Annotated in this window: 20 protein-coding genes and 1 pseudogene; 7 read left to right on the top strand and 14 right to left on the bottom strand. The window is 55.0% G+C overall.

Translation table 11 applies throughout. The annotated features are described in order from the left end of the window. Positions 1-37: 37 nt before the first annotated feature. The 5 genes from ilvN to FZF21_RS00175 form a co-directional block, all read right to left on the bottom strand. Positions 38-325 carry an acetolactate synthase small subunit gene (gene ilvN / locus FZF21_RS00195; protein ID WP_015570113.1) on the bottom strand — a complete coding sequence of 96 codons (288 nt, stop codon included), beginning with the start codon at positions 323-325 and terminating at the stop codon, positions 38-40. 3 nt (positions 326-328) lie between these two features. Next, positions 329-2017, bottom strand: coding sequence for an acetolactate synthase large subunit (ilvB, locus tag FZF21_RS00190; RefSeq protein WP_032668900.1), 1689 nt, complete (start codon positions 2015-2017; stop codon positions 329-331). A gap of 106 nt (positions 2018-2123) precedes the next feature. Further along, positions 2124-2222, bottom strand: coding sequence for an ilvB operon leader peptide IvbL (ivbL, locus tag FZF21_RS00185; protein WP_057979964.1), 99 nt, complete (start codon positions 2220-2222; stop codon positions 2124-2126). A 146-nt stretch (positions 2223-2368) separates the two neighbouring features. Then, positions 2369-2785: a helix-turn-helix domain-containing protein gene (locus FZF21_RS00180; protein WP_047737389.1), complete on the bottom strand. Its 417-nt coding sequence runs from the start codon at positions 2783-2785 to the stop codon at positions 2369-2371. Then, complete coding sequence (locus tag FZF21_RS00175) at positions 2785-3099, bottom strand: type II toxin-antitoxin system HigB family toxin (RefSeq protein WP_023302825.1); 315 nt, start codon at positions 3097-3099, stop codon at positions 2785-2787. The genes FZF21_RS00180 and FZF21_RS00175 overlap by 1 nt, the downstream gene beginning before the upstream one ends. A gap of 486 nt (positions 3100-3585) precedes the next feature. On the opposite strand from FZF21_RS00175, the gene tisB reads away from it, so the two are divergent. The 4 genes from tisB to emrD all read left to right on the top strand — a co-directional run bounded on the left by tisB (position 3586) and on the right by emrD (position 6442). Beyond that, positions 3586-3675 (top strand): type I toxin-antitoxin system toxin TisB, encoded by a 90-nt coding sequence (gene tisB / locus FZF21_RS22305; protein ID WP_017383683.1) that lies wholly within the window; start codon positions 3586-3588, stop codon positions 3673-3675. Between the two features lie 64 nt (positions 3676-3739). Beyond that, positions 3740-4186, top strand: a complete 447-nt coding sequence (locus FZF21_RS00165) for a GNAT family N-acetyltransferase (RefSeq protein ID WP_149121134.1) — start codon at positions 3740-3742, stop codon at positions 4184-4186. Between the two features lie 62 nt (positions 4187-4248). Then, on the top strand, positions 4249-5082 hold the full coding sequence (locus tag FZF21_RS00160) for a DMT family transporter (RefSeq protein WP_015570117.1): 834 nt from the start codon (positions 4249-4251) through the stop codon (positions 5080-5082). Between the two features lie 175 nt (positions 5083-5257). Then, on the top strand, positions 5258-6442 hold the full coding sequence (gene emrD / locus FZF21_RS00155; RefSeq protein ID WP_047737387.1) for a multidrug efflux MFS transporter EmrD: 1185 nt from the start codon (positions 5258-5260) through the stop codon (positions 6440-6442). Here the strand turns inward: emrD and FZF21_RS00150 are convergent. Beyond that, positions 6348-7433: pseudogene (locus FZF21_RS00150) on the bottom strand (cellulase family glycosylhydrolase); the annotation flags it as partial. The gene emrD and the pseudogene FZF21_RS00150 overlap by 95 nt on opposite strands. Positions 7434-7517: 84 nt before the next feature. Then, positions 7518-8444: a DNA-binding transcriptional regulator DsdC gene (gene dsdC / locus FZF21_RS00145; protein WP_023302824.1), complete on the bottom strand. Its 927-nt coding sequence runs from the start codon at positions 8442-8444 to the stop codon at positions 7518-7520. Between the two features lie 204 nt (positions 8445-8648). Here dsdC and dsdX point away from each other — a divergent pair, with 204 nt between their 5' ends. After that, positions 8649-9986 (top strand): D-serine transporter DsdX, encoded by a 1338-nt coding sequence (dsdX, locus tag FZF21_RS00140; protein WP_040117013.1) that lies wholly within the window; start codon positions 8649-8651, stop codon positions 9984-9986. A gap of 17 nt (positions 9987-10003) precedes the next feature. Next, complete coding sequence (gene dsdA, locus FZF21_RS00135) at positions 10004-11293, top strand: D-serine ammonia-lyase (protein ID WP_047737247.1); 1290 nt, start codon at positions 10004-10006, stop codon at positions 11291-11293. A 3-nt stretch (positions 11294-11296) separates the two neighbouring features. Here the strand turns inward: dsdA and FZF21_RS00130 are convergent, their stop codons facing one another. From FZF21_RS00130 to FZF21_RS00110, 5 genes are read right to left on the bottom strand one after another with little or no spacing between them, the layout of a single operon-like run. Then, on the bottom strand, positions 11297-12382 hold the full coding sequence (locus tag FZF21_RS00130) for an anaerobic sulfatase maturase (RefSeq protein WP_033487026.1): 1086 nt from the start codon (positions 12380-12382) through the stop codon (positions 11297-11299). A gap of 17 nt (positions 12383-12399) precedes the next feature. Then, positions 12400-12759 carry a DUF202 domain-containing protein gene (locus tag FZF21_RS00125; RefSeq protein WP_032668910.1) on the bottom strand — a complete coding sequence of 120 codons (360 nt, stop codon included), beginning with the start codon at positions 12757-12759 and terminating at the stop codon, positions 12400-12402. Then, positions 12749-13096 (bottom strand): DUF202 domain-containing protein, encoded by a 348-nt coding sequence (locus FZF21_RS00120; protein ID WP_032668912.1) that lies wholly within the window; start codon positions 13094-13096, stop codon positions 12749-12751. The genes FZF21_RS00125 and FZF21_RS00120 overlap by 11 nt, the downstream gene beginning before the upstream one ends. A 9-nt stretch (positions 13097-13105) precedes the next feature. Then, positions 13106-14602: a sulfatase-like hydrolase/transferase gene (locus FZF21_RS00115; protein WP_033487027.1), complete on the bottom strand. Its 1497-nt coding sequence runs from the start codon at positions 14600-14602 to the stop codon at positions 13106-13108. Then, the gene (locus tag FZF21_RS00110; RefSeq protein WP_033487028.1) at positions 14599-16314 is read right to left on the bottom strand and encodes a solute:sodium symporter family transporter; all 1716 of its coding nucleotides are present in this window, start codon (positions 16312-16314) and stop codon (positions 14599-14601) included. The genes FZF21_RS00115 and FZF21_RS00110 overlap by 4 nt, the downstream gene beginning before the upstream one ends. Positions 16315-16487: 173 nt before the next feature. Here FZF21_RS00110 and FZF21_RS00105 point away from each other — a divergent pair, with 173 nt between their 5' ends. Next, positions 16488-17381, top strand: a complete 894-nt coding sequence (locus FZF21_RS00105; protein ID WP_032668915.1) for a helix-turn-helix transcriptional regulator — start codon at positions 16488-16490, stop codon at positions 17379-17381. Here FZF21_RS00105 and FZF21_RS00100 read toward each other — a convergent pair. Together FZF21_RS00100 and FZF21_RS00095 are read right to left on the bottom strand one after the other, a co-directional pair. Then, positions 17378-18700, bottom strand: a complete 1323-nt coding sequence (locus FZF21_RS00100) for a 6-phospho-alpha-glucosidase (protein WP_015570123.1) — start codon at positions 18698-18700, stop codon at positions 17378-17380. The genes FZF21_RS00105 and FZF21_RS00100 overlap by 4 nt on opposite strands. Next, positions 18697-20319 (bottom strand): alpha-glucoside-specific PTS transporter subunit IIBC, encoded by a 1623-nt coding sequence (locus FZF21_RS00095; RefSeq protein ID WP_017694019.1) that lies wholly within the window; start codon positions 20317-20319, stop codon positions 18697-18699. Before FZF21_RS00095 ends, FZF21_RS00100 begins: the two co-directional genes overlap by 4 nt. Positions 20320-20415 lie beyond the last annotated feature (96 nt).

The raw sequence follows: 20415 nt of genomic DNA, 5'->3' as shown, positions 1-20415 counted from the left end.
CAGCGCCATCCGGCAAAAGCCTCTTACCTTAAGTGATTTACTCAAAAAACACCGCAATTTTGTTAAACATGGTGGGATCGGACTGGTTGCGTGCCACTTTGGTGACGTCCTCCAGCTTGTCGATCTGCGCCATCATCTGCTCCAGACGCTGGTCGTCGTTCACCAGTAGCCAGATGCGGCTGTGCTCGCTGCCCTGAATCGGCAGGCACAGAATGCCTTCCACGTTAAACGCCCGACGGGCAAAGAGCCCACAGACGTGGGTCATGACGCCTGGGTGGTTGCGGACGGTGAGTTCCAGAATGACGTTATCACATTGTTTCTGCATGGCTTATTCCCCCACCATCTCAGTATTTGCCGCACCCGGCGGCACCATCGGATACACTTTTTGTTCAGGGTCGATACGCACGTGGATCAGCGCCGGGCCAGGGCGAGAAATCGCATCCTGCAACGCCGCGTGGGCATCTTCTTCGGCGTTCAGATCGCAGGTGTGCAGGCCAAAACCAGCGGCAATCTGCATAAAGTTGATCATCCCCGGATAGGTCGCCGCAAACACGCCCTGCTTGTAGAACAGGCTCTGCTGCTGGTGCACCAGACCCAGCGCCTCGTTGTTCATCAGAATGATTTTGACGTCTAACTGGTTTTCGGCCGCCGTCGCCATCTCCTGAATATTCATCATCAGGCTGCCGTCACCGGAGAAGCAGATCACCTTGCGGTCCGGGTTGGCGAGCGCCGCGCCAACCGCTGCTGGCAGGCCGAAGCCCATGGTGCCAAGGCCGCCGGAGGTCAGCCACTGACGCGGACGGTTCAGCGGATACGCCTGAGCGGTCCACATCTGATGCTGGCCGACGTCGGTGGTGATAATCGCGCTGTCATCCACGCAGGCGGCGACGGCGTTGATAAGACCATAGTGGCTCAGCGGGTCGCCCTCGGTTGGGATAGCGCCCGGGAACTCCCGTTGCAGATCGGCCACCAGCTGGCGCCAGTCGGCGCGGTCGGTTGCCTCCGTCTGCGGGATCAGCTGCGCCAGCACCTCGGCCACGTCGCCCTGGATCGCCACGTGCGGCTGCTTGATTTTACCCAACTCGGCGCGGTCGATATCCACGTGAATGATTTTGGCGTTCGGGCAGAACTGCTCGGTTTTGCCAATCGCCCGGTCATCAAAACGCGCCCCCATAACTATCAGCAAATCCGCCTCTTGCAGGATGTAGTTGGTGCTGCGCGCGCCGTGCATGCCCAGCATGCCGAGAGAGAGCGGGTGCGCTTTTGGCAGCATACCCAGCGCCATCAGGGTCATAGTGGTGGGCAAATTAGCTTTTTCAGCGAACTGGCGGATTTCATCCGCAGCGTTGATCGTCCCGCCGCCCAGATAGAGCACCGGGCGTTTGGCGGCGTTGATCATCGCCGCCGCATCGCGCACGCTCTCAGCGCTGAATTCTGGCGCGGGGGCACGGTCACTCGGCTCCGGCAGAACGTCGATTTCAATTTCTGCGGTCTGGACATCCTTAGGAATGTCTATCCACACCGGGCCCGGGCGGCCAGACTGGGCAATGCGAAACGCATCGCTGATCACCTGAGGCAGCTCGCTGATATCGCGAACTAAATAGTTATGTTTGGTGATGGGGATAGAGATGCCGTAGGTATCGACTTCCTGGAACGCATCGGTGCCGATCATCGAGGACGGTACCTGGCCGGTAATGCAGATCAGCGGAATGGAGTCGAGACGCGCGTCGGCGATGGCGGTCACCAGGTTAGTGGCGCCCGGCCCGCTACAGGCCATACAGACCGCCGGTTTACCCTGGGTACGCGCCATGCCCTGGGCGATAAAGCCTGCGCCCTGCTCGTGGCGCGCCAGCACGTGGCGGATCTGTGTGCTTTGGCTTAACGCATCATACAGCGGCAGTACGGTCCCACCCGGGATGCCCGCAACGGTGGTGATGCCCTGTCGTTCCAGTAAATGAACAATCAGCTGCGCGCCTGTAAAACGCGTCTTGGTGGATGTTGTGCCCGAACTTGCCATGCTCCAGTCCTTTTCTTCTGAGCCAGCCTTCCGGGGAGGGTCCTAAACGAAAAACCCCGCCCGGTTTGCGCCGGCGGGGTTTTGGATTCGTGTGTTGATCCAGTCCCTACGGCGCATTGCCGACGACCACCACCACACGCACGACGACCACTGCGGCAGGTTGCGCAGTTTTTAGTAGGGTCGAAGTGAAGATGGATGAAGTCATTGGGGACCTGTGTTTGGAATCATTGATTGAATTTATACAAACACAGGTTTTCGGATGTGACAATGGAAATATTTTCATCTGCGCAAAAATGCGTCAGGGATCACGTTTTGTTTGTTGGGTGGTGACACTCAATAAAGGGTTTTTACTCACTCAATAAATAACGCAGGTGATACCCCAAATCTGGCCGCCAGCTTTTTAATATGGTTCAGGGTAAGCTGTCTCTGACCATTCAGAACCCGTGAAACCATCGATTTACTACCAATTTCATCCTTAAAATCCGATATCGTCAGATTGTATTGATCCATCAAGGTTCTTAAAACTGCAATTCCGACGGGAAAGGACTCCATCTCCTTGCGTAATGCGACTATCTCTGGCCGATTAGCTTCGTAACGGCTAATTCTGGCGCACACAATATCCAGCAAGGGGCTATTGGGCTCGTTCATAAGGAGATACTCAACCAGCTCAAGCGCATCCTTATAATCTTTCTCGCTCGGCTGTTCACCCAGTAAAGGAACGGCCGCAACAAGGGCGTGCGTAGCTTTCATTGCATCAGCGACGATCATCATTTCTTCCCCTTAGTGCGATGTTTCTCCGTAAAACGGTCATATTCCTTATGAGTAAAAACATGGCGCACATAAAACTTTTGGCTTTCAAAGAATATGAGAGCCACTACTCTGAGATTGTTATTTGCAATATCAATAACATAATGCTTATCAAGATACTTGAAGTTATCCAGCGTTGGGAAAAGTTTTCTCAGTGCAGCGGGCGTCGGGCAGTGGCTCTTTTCAATAACTCGTCCTAAAAAGAGAAGCTCTTCTCTGTGTTGCGGGAACTGGCTTACCGCATCCAAAATTGCCTTCATTGAGATTAAATGCATCCTGCTTGCCTGCCGCGTCCATTGCCATTATGGCAACGATAACACCTGTTGCCAATAAGTCAACGAAGGATACTATTTTCACTTCGTCAGAAAACAAAAAACCCCGCCTAAGCGAGGTTTTTATCAGGGTTTTGCGGTTGGTTGCCGCAGAACACACTGTGTTACGTCAACGCGAAAAGTATACGCGATCGAAGACGAACGCGCAATTCCGGCACGGATTTTGACGTTTTTGAGTATGGATCGCCTTCCAAATTTTGTCCATAAAATACTGTTCATACATACAGTATTTATCTATACTGAGGGTGTTCGCAGTGAGCGAGGGGGCCGCAGTTTACCGGCGCAACGAAGTCCTGGCTGAAACGGGTGGTGCCGTCAGTGCCTTAACCCCTGAAGTGAGCACACTGTGTTACGTCAATCCAGGTGCTGGCCACAGGCGGCGGAAAGGTACGCCAGCATCGTGCTCCTTTTAACCAAAAGGAGACGCGTATGAGCGTCGTGGATATGGTCATACTTGTCCTCAAACTCATTGTTGCTGTATTGCAACTGCTTGATGCTGTCCTGAAATACGTTCGGTGATTCAGGTTCAAGTCGCACCTGAGAGGGGCGGGCAACCGCCCCTCTTTAATAACGAGGGAATGCTATGTCGCGTCTGTTAATTGAGCCCGTCACGCCCGATGAACCCGGGTATATCGCCCTGAAGGCGCAGAGTATCGCGTTGAATTTCAATATGCTGCGCAGGCTGGAAGAGAACTGGCAGCGGGGTGAAAACCGCTTTAACGCGCCGGGTGAAAAACTGCTGGGGGCGTTTCTTAACGGCAGGCTGGTGGGCGTGTGCGGCCTTAATCGCGATCCGTTCAGCCAGCAGCCGCGCGCCGGACGTATTCGTCATCTCTACGTCAGCGAGAAGTGCCGTGGGCAGGGCATAGGCAAACAGCTTTTGACCGTGGTGATGGCGGATGCCAGCATCTGGTTTGATTTTCTTAATACCCATGCGCCGGAAACCGCGTACGGATTTTACCATCGGGCGGGCTTCAGGCTGGTGTCAGACGAACCCCGGGTGACGCACCGCCTTTTTTGCGCAGTGTAAGCGGCTGGCAGCATCGACGGGTGAATGTTACAGTTGGATGACATTTCACCAACCGATACGCCATGACCATCACCGTTTTCTGCATTTTACTGTTCGCCGCACTGCTGCATGCCAGCTGGAACGCCATCGTTAAAGCCGGAACGGATAAACTCTACTCGGCGATCGGAGTCAGCGGTTCAGCCGCGCTTATTGCCCTGATTTTACTGCCCTTCTCTCCTCAGCCAACTGCCGCAAGCTGGCCATATTTGTTCGTCTCCTGTGCGTTACAGGTGGTGTACACCGTGCTGGTAGCGAAGACCTATCAGGTCTCCGACATGAGCCAGACCTACCCCCTTATGCGCGGGACGGCCCCTCTGCTGGTGGCGCTGATCAGCGTATTGGTGCTCGGGGATCATCTCTCCTGGCTTGCCTGGTCCGGCATTGGGGTCATTTGTCTGTCGATTCTGGCCATGGCGATGAACGGCCGCATGCAGTCACGCAAGGGGATCTGGCTGGCGCTGCTGAACGCCTGTTTTATCGCCGGGTATACCCTGGTGGACGGCACCGGTGTGCGACTCTCGGACACTGCGCTGGGCTATACGCTCTGGACCTTCTTCATGAACGGTTTCTGCCTGCTGAGCTGGGCAATGGTGGCGCGGCGTCGCGAAGCGTCCAGCTACCTGCGCCTGCACTGGAAAAAAGGGCTGCTCGGCGGTGTCGGGACGATGGGATCTTACGGTCTGGCACTCTGGGCGATGACCCAGGCACCGCTGGCTGTGGTCGCGGCACTGCGTGAAACCTCTATCCTCTTCGGCGCATTAATCGCATTTGTGCTTTTAAAAGAGAAGGTTGCCGGCCTGCGCATCGCGGCGGCACTGGGTATTGCTGCCGGTGCGGTCCTGCTGCGCCTGGCGTAATTCGCTGGCAACATTAGTTGCCGATCTTGTTTACAAATCCTGCCTTCACGCCTTCTGTCATTCATCACAGTAATGCTTAAATTGTCATCTCTCTGTGGTAGATTCCTCGCGCATTTATGGGAATGCGTAGTCACTTATTCTTTATTTATCTCTTTTGGCAAAAGTATTCAGCGACATGAAAAAGCAACGGAACGTGAACTTATTGTTGATGCTGGTGTTACTGGTGGCCGTCGGGCAGATGGCACAAACCATCTACATTCCGGCGATTGCCGATATGGCAAGAGATCTGAGCGTCCGCGAAGGTGCAGTCCAGAGCGTGATGGCAGCCTATCTGCTGACCTATGGCGTTTCACAGCTGGTTTATGGTCCCCTGTCCGATCGCGTCGGGCGTCGTCCGGTTATTCTGGTGGGCATGAGCATTTTCATGGTAGCGACGGTGATTGCCATTACCACTCACAGCCTGACCGTCCTGATTGCCGCCAGCGCCCTCCAGGGCGTGGGCACCGGCGTCGGCGGGGTTATGGCGCGTACCCTGCCGCGTGATATGTACCAGGGCACACAGCTTCGTCACGCCAACAGTCTGTTAAATATGGGTATTCTGGTCAGCCCGCTGCTGGCCCCGCTGATTGGGGGTCTGCTGGACACCGTCTGGTCCTGGCGCGCCTGTTACGCCTTCCTGCTGGTGCTGTGCATTATTGTCACCTTCAGCATGGCGCGCTGGATGCCGGAAACCCGCCCAAAAGACGCGCCGCGCACGAAGCTCATCGCCAGCTACAAAACGCTGTTCGGTAATGGGTCCTTTACCTGTTATCTGTTGATGCTAATCGGCGGCCTGGCGGGCATTGCGGTGTTTGAAGCCTGTTCCGGCGTGCTGCTGGGCGCAGGCCTTGGCCTGAGCAGTATGGTGGTGAGTATTCTGTTTATACTGCCGATCCCGGCGGCGTTCTTCGGCGCATGGTTCGCCGGACGTCCGAACAAGCGTTTCTCCACGCTGATGTGGCAGTCGGTGATCAGCTGTCTGCTGGCCGGGCTGATGATGTGGATCCCGGGGCTGTTTGACGTGATGTCGGTCTGGACGTTGCTCATCCCGGCGGCGCTGTTCTTCTTCGGCGCGGGCATGCTGTTTCCCCTCGCCACCAGCGGCGCGATGGAGCCGTTCCCGTTCCTCGCAGGCACAGCAGGCGCGCTGGTGGGCGGTTTGCAGAACATCGGTTCCGGCGCGCTGGCCTGGCTTTCGGCTATGATGCCGCAGACCGGGCAGGCGAGTTTAGGCTTACTGATGACCCTGATGGGGCTGCTGATTTTGCTGTGCTGGCTGCCGCTGGCGTCGCGTGTCTCGCATCACGAACAGCCGGTTTAACCGCATGATGGCCCGGCTTCTCGCCGGGCTTTTCACAGACGGGCGCAATCATCGCCTGCAATAGCCGCTCTGGGGCAGGCCGCCACGCCCCCTCTTCCCCGTCATAAAACTGAACATCGGCGTTTATCGCATACGGGATGTTGGCCTGTTGCAGCTCGCACGCCATAAACGTGGCAAACGCCATCTGCGAGGCGGTTGGCGTCAGGCTTTTCGATTCGCCCCCCCCCCAGCCGCCAACCCAGCTCACATGCCCGGTTTTTTGTTGCCAGTGCAGCGCGGCGTTGATTCGGTTACGGATAGCCGCTTTCTCAGCAGCAGTTCCGGACGTCCACGGGTATTTACCGTTCGTTTTCAGCGGGCCCCAGGGGAAAATATGCCACTCCGCCAGCAGGTAATTCTGGCTGTGCGCGGGCAGCTTCAGGCTGGATAAATCCTCCGGCGCGGCGCGCAGACGAGGGGCGATAAAAATCATGCGGCTGGCATCAATGGCGTGAATGTCTTTGATCGCTTTCTCATACACCCGGTTGAGCGAAGCAACGTTGTGGTTGAGCTTGTCCGCCGGTTCGTAGATCAGGTCAAAGCCCAGCAACGGCGAGCGCTGACCAAAATAGTGCGCCACGGCAATCCACCAGTTAATCACCTCTTTTTCGGTATCCGCTTTCGGGTCGTTTTTATATTCATCGGCCTGATAAGCGATGATGGGGATGACGCCGTATTGCTCGCAGGCCTCCACCAGCTTACGCAGGTGAATCAGCCGCGCTTCCGTCGGTTCGCCCGCCACCCGAATACGGACATGGTGTATGCCTTTCGCCTGAAAATCACGGACCACCAGCGGGTCGAACTCGCGGATACCGCGCTCGGTGCGTGCCCAGTCGACATCCATTCCGACGCCCAGCATCTGCGCGTAACGGGCAGCCGTCAGCGGCGGCTCAGCGGCAATCGCCCAGCCGGAAGAGAGTAAGATCGCAGTGGCAATAAAAGGCTTTAACACGGTTTACCCTGGATAAATCAAAAGCATTACCTGTATTTAGCACGCTTTTTCACATTTGGTGTAGAGCGAAAGCGTAATAATTCTTCAACCCGCCAGTTCTCTTAGCCAGCCGATAAAGGCGTCAATTTTCGGCCACTGACGGCCGGGAAGCGTTGAGACGTAATAATGCTGATGGCACTTGAGAGTTTTCCCATCAAAGGGTGCGATCAACTCCCCTCGTTCGAGACGTTTTTGCACCAGCCGCTTTCTCCCCATCGCCACCCCCACATTATTCATGGCCGCGATAATGGCTAAATCAGAGCGATCGAAGCCAATACCCGATGATAACGGCATATTCGCCGCGTAATGCTGCGCCCAGCTCAGCCACTCATCCGTACCGGAATCATTGCTCCAGGCCTGACGGTCGTGCAGTAACGTGCAGTGGCTGAGGTTATGGGGGTTTTTCAGCAGTTCATGCTCCCGGGCATACGCCGGCGAGCAGACGGGCAAAATCTCTTCATCCATCAAAAAGTGATGAGAAAGGTGGTTTGGCGGCGTATCGTCGAAATAGAGCGCCAGATCGATGCCGGTTCGCTGCATGTTGACGTAATCATTACCAGTCAGAATAGTAAGTGAAATCGACGGGTAGCGGCGGGTAAAATCCCCCAGCATCGGCACCAGCCAGCACTGGGCGATCGACGGCCGGGAGTACACCGTTAGCGTACCTGACAGCGCCTGGTTTTTAATATCCAGGATCTCCTGATTCAGGGTGTCGAGGGACGATTTCAGCGTCCAGTAAACGCGCTTGCCTTCCTGCGTCAGCTCCACTTTACGGTGTGAGCGGACAAACAGCTGAATGCCCAGCTCCTCTTCCAGCAGATTTATGCGGTGGCTCACCGCGCTGGGGCTGAGCGACAGCTCCGCCGCCGCCAGCGCGAAGGACTCATGCCGGGCGGCCACTTCAAAGGTGTACATTTTCGACAGTTGCCAGCCGTTTAACAGCCGGTTTCTGCCTTCATTCGCATCGGTCATCACAATTCCCATACGTAATTTCTGCGTTCAGCATACCGCTCAAGAATGAATTTATGTGAACCTAATACGAGTTAAGTGCGCTTTTTAGAGTCCAGTCACTCAGTTGATCCAATCTGGCTCATCTGAACGCCAATTTATATCGTTTGTCAGCCCACGCCGTTTTTTCGTCCAATACCCCCAGATGACATAAGGGTGAGGTGAGATATGGGATCTCAGGTCTGGGTTGTGGCAACGCTGCTTGTCAGCATCGTATTGATTGTTTTAACCATCGTAAAACTGAAGTTTCACCCGTTCCTCGCGCTGCTGCTGGCAAGCTTTTTCGTCGGCGCGATGATGGGGATGAGCCCGCTGGATATGGTGAACGCCATTGAGAGCGGGATTGGCGGTACGCTGGGCTTCCTGGCGGCGGTTATCGGTCTTGGCACTATTCTCGGCAAAATGATGGAAGTCTCCGGCGCGGCAGAGCGCATCGGGATTACATTGCAGCGCTGCCGCTGGTTGTCGGCGGACGTGATTATGGTCCTGGTCGGCCTGATCTGCGGCATTACGCTGTTTGTGGAAGTGGGCGTGGTACTGCTGATCCCGCTGGCGTTTTCCATCGCCAAAAAGACCAACACGTCGCTGCTCAAGCTGGCCATTCCGCTCTGTACCGCACTAATGGCAGTGCACTGCGTGGTGCCTCCGCATCCGGCCGCGCTGTTTGTCACCAATAAATTAGGGGCGGACGTCGGGACGGTGATTGTCTACGGTCTGATGGTGGGCCTGATGGCGTCTCTGGTTGGCGGCCCGCTGTTCCTGAAGCTGCTCGGCGATCGTCTGCCCTATAAGCCGGTTCCGGCGGAATTTTCAGACCTGAAGGTGCGGGAAGAACACACGCTGCCGTCGCTGGGCGCCACGCTGTTCACCGTGCTGCTGCCGATTGCCCTGATGCTGGTGAAAACCATTGCCGAGCTGAACATGGCAAAAGAAGGCTCGCTGTATACCCTGCTGGAGTTTATCGGCAACCCTATCACCGCGATGTTTATCGCCGTGTTTTTTGCCTACTACCTGCTGGGGATCCGCCAGCACATGGGCATGGGCGCAATGCTGACCCATACGGAGCACGGCTTTGGCTCTATCGCCAACATTTTGCTGATTATCGGTGCGGGCGGCGCGTTCAACGCCATCCTTAAAACCAGCGGTCTGGCGGAGACGCTGGCGCATATTCTCTCGAACCTGCATATGCACCCTATCCTTCTCGCCTGGCTGGTGGCACTGGTGCTGCACGCCGCCGTGGGTTCGGCAACGGTAGCGATGATGGGTGCCACGGCGATAGTGGCGCCGATGCTGCCGCTCTACCCGAACGTAAGCCCGGAGATCATCACCATTGCCATCGGGTCCGGCGCTATTGGCTGCACGATCGTGACCGATTCTCTCTTCTGGCTGGTGAAGCAGTATTGCGGCGCGACCCTGAATGAGACCTTCAAATACTATACGACGGCGACGTTTATCGCCTCGGTGCTTGCACTTGGCGGCACATTCCTGCTTTCTTTCATTATCTGAGCGCGAAGAGACGTATTATGGAAAACGCAACTATCACTACTTTAACCGCACAGTTTCCTCTGGTTGAGGATCTGATTGCCCTGAAAGAAACCACCTGGCTTAACCCGCGCACCACGACGCTGGCGGAAGGGTTGCCGTATGTCGGGCTGACGAAAGCCGACGTGGACGACGCGCACGCGCGCCTGAAACGCTTCGCGCCGTATCTGGCGAAAGCGTTCCCGGAAACGGCGGCAACGGGCGGGATTATCGAATCCGACCTGGTCGCGATCCCGGCGATGCAGGCGCGGCTGGAGAAAGAGTCCGGTAAGGCCATTTCAGGCACGCTGCTGCTGAAAAAAGACAGCCATCTGCCGATTTCCGGCTCGATCAAAGCGCGCGGCGGCATCTATGAGGTGCTGACTCATGCGGAGAAACTGGCGCTGGACGCCGGGTTGCTGAGCCTTGAAGACGACTACAGCGTTCTGCTGGAGCCGCGCTTTAAGAACTTCTTCAGCCAGTACAGCATCGCGGTGGGCTCAACCGGCAACCTGGGGATGTCCATCGGCATTATGAGCGCCCGCATTGGCTTTAAGGTGACGGTGCATATGTCCGCCGACGCCCGCGAGTGGAAGAAAGCCAAACTGCGCAGCCACGGCGTGATCGTCGTGGAATATGAGCAGGATTACGGCGTGGCGGTGGAGCAGGGACGCAAAGCGGCGGAAAGCGATCCGAACTGTTTCTTCATTGACGATGAAAACTCCCGTACGCTGTTCCTGGGCTATGCGGTTGCTGGCGAGCGCCTGAAGGCGCAGTTTGCCGAGCAGGGCCGCGTGGTGGATGCCGATCATCCCCTGTACGTCTACCTGCCGTGCGGCGTCGGCGGTGGCCCCGGCGGCGTGGCGTTTGGCCTGAAGCTGGCCTTTGGCGATAACGTCCACTGCTTCTTCGCGGAGCCAACGCACTCACCATGTATGCTGCTGGGCGTTTATACCGGGCTGCACGATGAGATTGCGGTGCAGGATCTGGGCATTGATAACGTGACGGCGGCGGACGGTCTGGCGGTAGGGCGTGCGTCCGGCTTCGTGGGCCGCGCGATGGAGCGCCTGCTCGACGGGTTCTATACCCTCTCCGATCAAAGCATGTACGACATGCTCGGCTGGCTGGCGCAGGAGGAAGGGATTCGCCTGGAGCCGTCGGCGCTGGCGGGGATGGCCGGGCCGCTGCGCGTCGATGCCGATGAGAACGTTACCCACCTGGTGTGGGCGACCGGCGGCGGCATGGTGCCGGAGGATGAGATGGCGAAGTACCTGGCGAAGGGAAACGCCTGATCGTCAGCCGCTCTGCCGCAGCTGTTTCATCAGTTCAGCGGGCGAACGTTGATGCCTGATGAGGTCGCGCATGGCCCGCATGTACGGCGCGCTGTGAAAAAAGAAATCACGGTAGCCCTCGCATAGCACGCTTTTACCGTTCAGGCGATGGCGGGGGCAGTCGCCATTGCACAGGGGAAGAACAGAACACTGCCTACACTCATCCGTGAGCGAATCGTGCTTAATTTCGCCAAATGCACGCGCCGCGGCGGTTTGGTTAAGAACAGATATCGGCATTTGATGAATATTTCCCAGACAGTATTCAGGATAAACATAGTGGTCACATTGATAGAGATCGCCATTGGCCTCTAGTGCAAAGGCATGCCCGCAGCGTTCGGCCAGTGAGCACATCTGTGCGGGATAGCCACTCCAGACGCCCAGCATTGAGTCAAAGAGCTGCACAAAAACGCGCCCCACATCTTCTCTTACCCAGAGGTCGAAGATTGCCTTCAGGAATGTCCCCCACTCCCTGTCACTCACTGATGACGGATTACCCTGCTCTACCAACGGAATAAACTGCAAAAATGGGGTGCCGAGCGCGCGAAGAAAACGGTACACCCGCTCCGGCTGTTGGCTGTTTTGTTGATTGACCACCGTCAGAAGATTGAAAGAAACCTGATGAATACATAGCTTTTCAATGGCTGCGAGAACTTTTTGGTGAGTCGAATTGCCGCGACGGTTAACGCGATAGGCATCGTGCAATTCGGCAGGACCATCGACAGAGATACCTACCAGCCAGTCGTTTTCGCGAAAAAAACGGCACCATTCATCGTTGAGCAGTACGCCGTTAGTCTGAAAAGCGTTCATGATGCGCTTTCCTTTCCCGTGGCGTTGCTGCAACGCCACCACGTTACGAAAAAAATTGATGCCGCACAGCGTGGGTTCACCTCCCTGCCAGGCAAAGTGAACGTCATCATCCGGCTGGGCAGCAATCTGTTGGCAAATAAACGCCTCCAGAGTGGCCTCGCTCATTTGGGGTTGTTCGGGTTTATCGATATAAAAACAGTAACGGCAGTTCAGGTTACAGCGAGAGCTGGCCGGTTTGGCCATCACATGACATCCTGTCATTATTTTTCCTCTATAAAAGAGATAATCTGATGTAAGTGCGTAATAGCAAACAATATAGAGAGGGAGAGAACAGCGACAGCGATCAAAAATTTGTCACGTACGGCTTTAGGTTGTGCGAAATCACCATGCTCAACGTCCATCAGATTACGACTGCGCGTGTAGCGCCAGAGGATAACCGCCACCAGCGCAAGTACCACAAGTGAAATCCAGAATGGAAGCCCCGTGTGGTGCCAGTTGTGTTTAATCGCCAGCGCGATAAGCGCACCGTAGCCCAGTAACGTGCGCAGCCAGGCCAGCGACGTTCGCTCCGGCTGTAGACCTGGGTCGGCCTCACGGCGCGCTTTGCGGCTACCCGACATAGAGCACCAACCCCATCACCACTACGGCAACCACCAGTAATATAGTGCTAATCACAAGCAGGCCGCGGGTGTAGGGTAAATCCTCTTTAAGTCGCATCGCTTTTTCGTTTCGCAGCCAGCGCAGGTAGCCGTAAACCGCCAGCACCCCTGCGAAAAGGCACAGCAGTAATGCCAGCAATTCACGGATCAGTGGCGTAGCGAAATCGGGTGCAAGCTGATCAAGACCCACGCCTGCGGCCAGAAAACCTAGCGCGGTGCGGATCCACGCCAGATATGTGCGTTCATTGGCCAGCGAGAAGCGGTAATCCGGCGCTTCACCGACGCGGGAAATTTTCATCTTGTCTCCTTAAAACTTCTGCTTTTTCTCTTCCACTTTTACCCCCTGCGTGGGCAGTCCGGTGTCGTAATCACGCACCACCGGAGAATAGCCATCTCCCGGCCGCGGACGGAAAGCCCCCATCCAACGAGGGATAGCGTCCGCTCTCCACGGTCGACACGCCCATTGATAGGTACGGAACGGGTCGCGGATTTTATCCATATAATCCAGCAGCGCATCATGCAGCTGATTGCGCTGCTCAGCATAGCGCGGCGAGTCAATCAGATTATGCATCTCGTTTGGATCGTTGCGGCGGTCGTAGAGTTCATCAGTTGTGAACAAGTTCAGCACCAACTTGAATGCATCCGTTACCCAACAGCGTACCGGAATAAATCCGCCAAAGCTGTCATGTTCTATCTCGTAGCGGTTAAATTCCACCATCACTCCGCGCTCTGGCTCTGTCGCCAGAATATTGTCACCCGGCAGGATGTCAGGTTTAGGTATCCCCGCCAGCGCCATCATGGTCGGCAGTAAATCGATATGGCTGACCGGCGTGTCGACTTGCTTCGGTGCGCCCTGTGGGGGGCGTATAATCAACGGGATGCGGGTAATATCGTCGTACATAGCCGCACCTTTGCTGATAAGCCGATGTGCTCCCATCATCTCGCCATGGTCAGAGGTATATATGACCCATGTGTTCTCGCATTGTTCGGGGGTGAGTGCGTTAACCACACGACCAATCTGATCGTCCACAAAGTCATTACAGGCGAAATAAAGCGGGTGATGGTAATACCGGCTGCCATCTTCAACTGGTGACGGCATGGCCTGCGACCAGAGGCGATGATGTACGGGCTTATCCACCAGCGTATCCTGAGCCTTTTCCCCTAAATCGTAGTAAAAGTCCTGATATTTCTCGAGATACTGAACCGGGCATGTGAAGGGATGATGAGGTTCGTCGTAAGAGACCACCATCAAAAAGGGTTCGTCCTCCGGGTGAGGGCGCTGTAAAAAATCGATCGCGCGATTGCTGATGCGGTACGCCCAGGTAAAGGTCTCATCGATATTATTAGCCTGCAATTCCTCTACGCTATTAAGGCCGTTGCGCCACAGATTAATCTGCTCTTCGGTAAGTTCTGCCAGATAGTTAGCGCCGTCAAACCAAAACTCGTCATTCCATTCGGGAGGACAAACGCCGGTGCCAAAATAGTCATGACCATCAAGATGCCATTTACCGATGTAGCAGGTTTGATAGCCCGCATCCTTGAAGTAGCGCCCCATCGTTGAGATGTTCTTGCCTGGTGCAACATTGTTGGTCCACGGTCCGGACTGATTAGCGTAGATCCCGGTGAACAGCCCCGCACGCGCGGGGGTGCAAACAGGGGAGCAGGTATAAGCAGCATTGAAGCGAATCCCCTCTTCCGCAAGCTGATCAATATGGTGGGTGTTCAGGGGTTTACCACTATAACAGCCCACCATATTCGTGGCCTGAGTGTCGGTCATGATGAACAGAAAATTCGGGCGTTTCATGGCTTTTCCTTAACGTCGGAAACATAAACAAGCGAAGGGTTACGGCGCTGACGGATGGCATCGATAATGAGATAAATCACGACCCCTGCGGTGATGGAGTAGCTGACGATGGCAAGCCATTGAGTGGAATACCCCCCAAATTGGGCCAGCCCGGCGTAGACGCCAATCATGGCGAAGAGAATACCCACCGAGGCAATTTTCGCATTACGCCAGGGTGACATGTCCACGGCAAACGCGTCATGGAAGGTAAACGGCGTGTCGCGCGGTTTGAGCCAGCCGATAATCAACATTACCGCCACGTTGATGCAGAACGTGCAGGCCAGAACATAGAGAAAGTGAAAATCGAATTTCACCAGATAATTAATTACGATGTAGCTGCAAATGCCGATAAACAGCGCCACTTTCGCGGCGAGGGCTGGAATGCGCGGGAAGAAAAAGCCCATAATGATGATAGTCACCAGTGGAACGTTATAGATGCCGTTTAGCTGTTTCATCCATGAATAAAGCCCCTCCGGCGCATTGGCAATCCACGGCGCTACTATTACAGATACCACTGCGATAAACAGGCCAAACCGGCGTCCTACCTGCACCAGTCCGTCCGGCGTCGCATCAGGCTTCAGGATGCGACGATAAATTCCCATACTAAAGAGCGTACTGGCACTATTCAGGAACCCGTTGAACGTACTGATAACTGCACCAAATAAAACGGCACCAAAAAAACCCACCAACGGTGTCGGCAGGACTTTGTTGACCAGAGCAGGATAGGCCATGTCCGCACTCGGCAGATCGCTGTACAGGTGGAACGCAATCAGGCCAGGAAGCACCAGAATTAGCGGGTCGAGCATTTTTAACACGGCGGTTAACAAGGCCCCTTTTTGTCCCTCAGCGAGACTTTTCGAGGCCAGCGTTCGCTGCACAATTCCCTGATTCGTACACCAGTAAAAGGTATTCACCAGGATCAGGCCCGTAAACGCCGCGCCGATAGGCAACGGATCGGTGCTTACGCCAATGGAATTTAACTTCTCGGCGTGTACGGTGGTCAGACGCTCAACTCCCTGTAAAAAACTGCCATCCCCCATCACAATCAGACCAAACACGGGTACCAGCAGACCACCGATCACCAGACCAATGCCGTTAATGGAGTCCGCAATCGCCATGGCGCGCATTCCGCCTATAACGGCATACACAATTCCGGCCAGCCCCAGCAGAATGACCAGCAACCAGATGGCTGCGGCCTGCGAAAGTCCAAGCGCATCGCCGACGTGAAACAGGCTATTCAACGCCAGCGCGCCGGAGTAGAGCACAATCGGCAGGAAGCAGACGCCCGTCGCGATAAGAAAACAGAAATCAATAATGATGCGTGTCGTTTTGTCGTAACGCTCTTCCAGAAAATCGGGAATAGTGGCAATACCGCGTTGCAGATACTTCGGCAGGAAGATCAGCGCCAGAAAAATCAACGTAACCGCTGACGTGACCTCCCAGCCCATCACCGACATGCCGCTTTTATAGGCCTGGCCAGACAGACCCACCAGTTGCTCTGTGGACAGGTTGGTCAGCATCAGTGAAGCAGCAATCACTGGCGCTTTCAGCGACCGGCCCGCCAGAAAGTATCCCTGCTGCGAAGCGGTATCCACTTTACGTATCTTCCACCAGGTGATAAACGCCACCAGCAGCGTAAAGGCAATAAAGCTCACAATTTGCTGAATATTCATCTTGTTGCCCTTAATTATGATTATGACCCGGTAGTTCGCTGTACAGAGGAATTTAACGCACCGGACCCAGGCTATTCGATATCTTAAAATACAAGACTGGTTTCCCCATCACGGTAATTTTCTGATAAATTCCGCTACAGGTTGTGGGCATAATTTGCTGACGGGAAATTAAAATGAATGGAAAAATTCAAATTTCGCATGTAAAAAACGAAACAACGTACAATATTCCCTTAGTTCTTGATGAAAGTGTGATCTCAAGCGGAATTTCACTGATCTCACTCTGGCATACGCTAGCCGACGAGAGCTACCGCGTTATCTGGCCTCAGGATAAGAAAAAACCGCTGATTGCTAACTCCTGGGTGGCGGTTTATACCGTGCAAGGGTGCGGGAAAATCAGGCTCAAAGATAATTCTGAAATTATGCTTAATGGAAATAACGTTATATTCTTAAAACCTACCGATATAACGTCGTACTACTGCGACGGTCTGATCTGGGAACAATACTGGATGGAATTCATCCCCACAAACATGATGGAAATCCCTATATTACAAACTGGCATAATTTATAATGGCGACGAGTTTAATAAAGAACTTTCAGAAGTTGCTGAATTACTCGCTTTGCGGTCCCCCATAAAAAATAATTTAGCCGTCGCGTTTCTCACAAAAATTATCTATCAGTGGATTTGTCTTATTTCCGAAAATGGTAGGAAAGATCGGGAACTGCTGCGTCTGGAAAATCTGTTGGCCGAGTTGCACGCCAGTGTGCAAAAGCGCTGGAGCGTCACAGAAATGGCACAGCGGATGCAGTGCAGCGAGCCCTGGCTGCGGCGGATCTTTTTACGATACACGGGTAAAACGCCGAAAGAATATTATCTTGACGCACGCCTCGAACTGGCGCAATCGCTGCTGCGCCAGGAGGGAAATACGGTAAACAAGGTGGCTGACATGCTCAACTTTTTTGATTCGTTTCACTTCAGCAAAGCGTTTAAGAATAAGTTTGGCTATGCGCCGTCGGCGGTCAGCAAGTTTAAGGACCGGCACCTCAATGATGCCGGTCAGGAAAATTAATGCAGTTCCGGCCAGTACTCTTTGTTGGCTTCAATCAGATCGTCCAGAATCGCCTTCGCCACCGACGCGCTCGGTACGGTTTTCGACAGGGTAATCGCCTGCCAGAGTTTCTGATACGAGCGCTGCTCCCAGGCGTCCACCACCAGTTTTTCCACTGCCACCTGCTGGCTCATGAGCCCTTTCTGGAAGTGCGGAATATCACCAACGGTCAGCGGCTCCGGTCCGTTGTGGCCGACCAGACAAGGGATTTCTACCATCGCGTCGGCGTCAAAATTATGGATAGCCCCATTGTTAGGCACAATCAGCAGCATGCGTTCCTGGGTATTAAAGGCGATCGCGGTCGCCAGATCGACGATGTACGACGCATGTTCGTCGATTTCCAGTTCACCGGCAGAAGAATGACCGGCTTCGATAATCGCCCGGCATGAACTGAATACATGCTTCTCACGGTGATCCATCACTTCATTGGCGCGGGTACGCTCCGGGTTGGAATGGGCGACCACATAGTCCGGGAACAGGTAATACTTCAGGTAGGTGTTCGGCATGGTGTCCGGATCCAGCGCCTGTACGTCTTTAGCCTTGGCGAAAGTATCATTCCAGCTCGCTTCAGTATGCGCATCTTCCGAAGGCGGAACATAACCGTTTTTCGCCACGTATTCGCGCAGTTTCGGCATAAGATCGTTGCCGTTCAGATCTTCAATCGACGTCCACCAGCCGAAGTGGTTCAGACCGTAGTAGCGCACGCGCATCTCTTTGCGGTCTTTCAGACCGACGATTTGCGCCATACGTCCTTCAATGCCGATCGGCATGTCGCAGATGTTGAGAATTTTCGCGTTCGGACGCAGGCGGCGCGTGGCTTCCGCGACAATCGCCGCCGGGTTGGAGTAGTTCAGCATCCACGCGTTCGGGGAGTACTGCTCCATGTAATCCACCAACTCCAGCACGCCGCCGATGGAGCGCATGCCGTAGGAGATGCCGCCCGGCCCGCACGTTTCCTGGCCCAACACGCCGTGGCGCAGCGGGATTTTTTCATCTTTTTCACGCATGGGGTATTTGCCCACGCGAATATGCGCCATCACGAAATCCACATCGGTAAAGGCCGCTTCAGGATCGGTGGTGTAACTAAATTCAATCTCCGGCGCCTGCTCCTTAAGGATGATTTTGCACGCCTCGGCGATGATCTCCTGACGTGCTCCGTCATTGTCATAGAACTTCAGCGCACGCAGCGGGAAACGGTCACGGTTGGCTAACAGCATCAGGACGATACCAGGCGTGAATGTACTGCCGCCGCCTGCAATAACAACTGAGAATTTTTTCATGATATAGCCTCTGTCAGAGTGGTTTGTTCGTTTGTTAAAGGGGTTTTCATCAGCGATTCCAGCTGGTCGCGCACCTGAGGAACGTGCAGACCGACAATCACCTGTATGCCGTTGCCGCGCCGCACCACACCGTGTGCGCCCAGGGCTTTGAAGACGTCGTCGCTTTGGGTTTTCGTCATATCCACCAGGGCGATACGCAAGCGGGTGGCGCAGTTATTGATACTTTCGATATTTGCTGCGCCGCCGAGCGCCTGTAAGAACCCAGCAGCCTGCCCGACCTGCTGGCTGGCTGCCGCCGGGGCGGTGGTTTGCCCGCGCGCGGCCTTATAGTCGGCTTTGTTGTAGAGTTTGATTTCGCTCTCTTCCCGGCCCGGCGTTTTGAGATTCAGACGTTCGATAAGCGTTCTGAAGACCACGAAGTAGATCCCGGTGAAGCAGAGGCCGATGCCAATCTGGGTGAATACCGTCGAGGCGTGGTTATGGAACATCGGGATCCAGTTTTGCGGCAGGAACTGGTCCAGCAGACCGCCCCCCATGTTGCCCACCACCCCGAAGGTATACATCACCGTCGCCATCGTTGCGGCCAGCACGGCGTGGATGGCAAACAGCAACGGCGAGATAAACAGGAAGGTGAACTCCAGCGGTTCGGTAATGCCCACCAGCACGGCGGTAAGCGTGGCCGGGATCAGCAGACCTGCCACTTTGACGCGGTTCTCCGGCGACGCGGTATACCAGATAGCCAGCGCAATACCGACTGAGCCAAACACCTTAGAGTTGCCGTGCAGCGCGAATCCGCCCTCCGGGAACAGCGTTTTCAGCGGCACAGTGCTCTGGCTGAATTCCTGAAGGTGCTGTGCCCAGTAGACCTGAATGCCGCCTTCTACCGCAGCCGGGCCGAAGATAAACGGGCCGTAGACAAAGTGGTGTAATCCAGTTGGGATCAGAATGCGTTCCAGGAAGGTATAAACCCATACGCCCAGCGCGCCAGCGGTACGTAGAAAGGCCTGCAACGACTCAATGCCCATCTGCACTTTCGGCCATCCCAGCAGCGTCAGCCAGGCGCAAGGGATCATGACGAAGAACGCGAGGATAACGACAAACGAGGTGCCCTGGAAAATCCCCAGAAAGACCGGCAACGGCTTGTCGAAAAATCGATTGTGGATGGCGGTGACGAGCCCGGAAATGATAATCGCCCCGATGATGCTGGTATCAAGCGTTTTGATTCCGGCAATCATCGCCAGCCCGCTGCCGGCAGTGGGTTCAGCAGAGAAGTCGACGCCAAAGAAGTGACCCCAGGTCATCCCCATCGCGTTGATAAAGTAGTTCCAGGTCAGGAAGCTAATCAGCACCGCCAGACAGGCGCGGCCCTGCGCCTGCTTTGCCAGGCCAATCGGTAAGCCGACAGCAAAAATCAGCGGCATATTACGGAACACCGCCCAGCCGCCCTCTTCGATGATGTGAACAATTTGCGCGAACAGATTATCCGGCGCGGTTAAGGCCTCACCGACAAACAGCGGATTGCGAAGCATGATGGCGATCCCAACCACGATCCCGGCAAAGGGAAACAGCAAAACCGGGGTGAACATGGCGCCGCCAAAACGTTGTATTTGACTGAGCATTTTTAAATCCTCATGAAACAACCTGTAGGGGATAGAGGCCTTTATGGTTTTTTACTGGCCTGAGGTGAGCATAAGAACTTACTGATGCAGCAACAT

Source organism: Enterobacter sp. LU1 (genome assembly GCF_008271405.2).
In the GTDB taxonomy this organism is placed as follows: Bacteria; Pseudomonadota; Gammaproteobacteria; order Enterobacterales; family Enterobacteriaceae; genus Enterobacter; species Enterobacter hormaechei_C.
The sequence above is the reverse complement of the archived record's forward strand: the minus strand, read 5'-3'. Positions and strand labels throughout refer to the sequence as shown.

Coding starts and splice junctions, on each gene's coding strand:
- FZF21_RS00165 (WP_149121134.1), top strand. CDS start 3,740: ATGTCGCGTCTGTTAATTGAGCCCGTCACGCCCGATGAACCCGGGTAT.
- ilvN (WP_015570113.1), bottom strand. CDS start 325: ATGCAGAAACAATGTGATAACGTCATTCTGGAACTCACCGTCCGCAAC.
- FZF21_RS00180 (WP_047737389.1), bottom strand. CDS start 2,785: ATGATCGTCGCTGATGCAATGAAAGCTACGCACGCCCTTGTTGCGGCC.
- ivbL (WP_057979964.1), bottom strand. CDS start 2,222: ATGACTTCATCCATCTTCACTTCGACCCTACTAAAAACTGCGCAACCT.
- FZF21_RS00110 (WP_033487028.1), bottom strand. CDS start 16,314: ATGAATATTCAGCAAATTGTGAGCTTTATTGCCTTTACGCTGCTGGTG.
- FZF21_RS00100 (WP_015570123.1), bottom strand. CDS start 18,700: ATGAAAAAATTCTCAGTTGTTATTGCAGGCGGCGGCAGTACATTCACG.
- dsdC (WP_023302824.1), bottom strand. CDS start 8,444: ATGACCGATGCGAATGAAGGCAGAAACCGGCTGTTAAACGGCTGGCAA.
- FZF21_RS00115 (WP_033487027.1), bottom strand. CDS start 14,602: ATGAAACGCCCGAATTTTCTGTTCATCATGACCGACACTCAGGCCACG.
- FZF21_RS00120 (WP_032668912.1), bottom strand. CDS start 13,096: ATGAAAATTTCCCGCGTCGGTGAAGCGCCGGATTACCGCTTCTCGCTG.
- FZF21_RS00130 (WP_033487026.1), bottom strand. CDS start 12,382: ATGGCCAAACCGGCCAGCTCTCGCTGTAACCTGAACTGCCGTTACTGT.
- FZF21_RS00095 (WP_017694019.1), bottom strand. CDS start 20,319: ATGCTCAGTCAAATACAACGTTTTGGCGGCGCCATGTTCACCCCGGTT.
- FZF21_RS00125 (WP_032668910.1), bottom strand. CDS start 12,759: ATGTCGGGTAGCCGCAAAGCGCGCCGTGAGGCCGACCCAGGTCTACAG.
- tisB (WP_017383683.1), top strand. CDS start 3,586: ATGAGCGTCGTGGATATGGTCATACTTGTCCTCAAACTCATTGTTGCT.
- dsdX (WP_040117013.1), top strand. CDS start 8,649: ATGGGATCTCAGGTCTGGGTTGTGGCAACGCTGCTTGTCAGCATCGTA.
- FZF21_RS00105 (WP_032668915.1), top strand. CDS start 16,488: ATGAATGGAAAAATTCAAATTTCGCATGTAAAAAACGAAACAACGTAC.
- FZF21_RS00160 (WP_015570117.1), top strand. CDS start 4,249: ATGACCATCACCGTTTTCTGCATTTTACTGTTCGCCGCACTGCTGCAT.
- dsdA (WP_047737247.1), top strand. CDS start 10,004: ATGGAAAACGCAACTATCACTACTTTAACCGCACAGTTTCCTCTGGTT.
- ilvB (WP_032668900.1), bottom strand. CDS start 2,017: ATGGCAAGTTCGGGCACAACATCCACCAAGACGCGTTTTACAGGCGCG.
- FZF21_RS00175 (WP_023302825.1), bottom strand. CDS start 3,099: ATGCATTTAATCTCAATGAAGGCAATTTTGGATGCGGTAAGCCAGTTC.
- emrD (WP_047737387.1), top strand. CDS start 5,258: ATGAAAAAGCAACGGAACGTGAACTTATTGTTGATGCTGGTGTTACTG.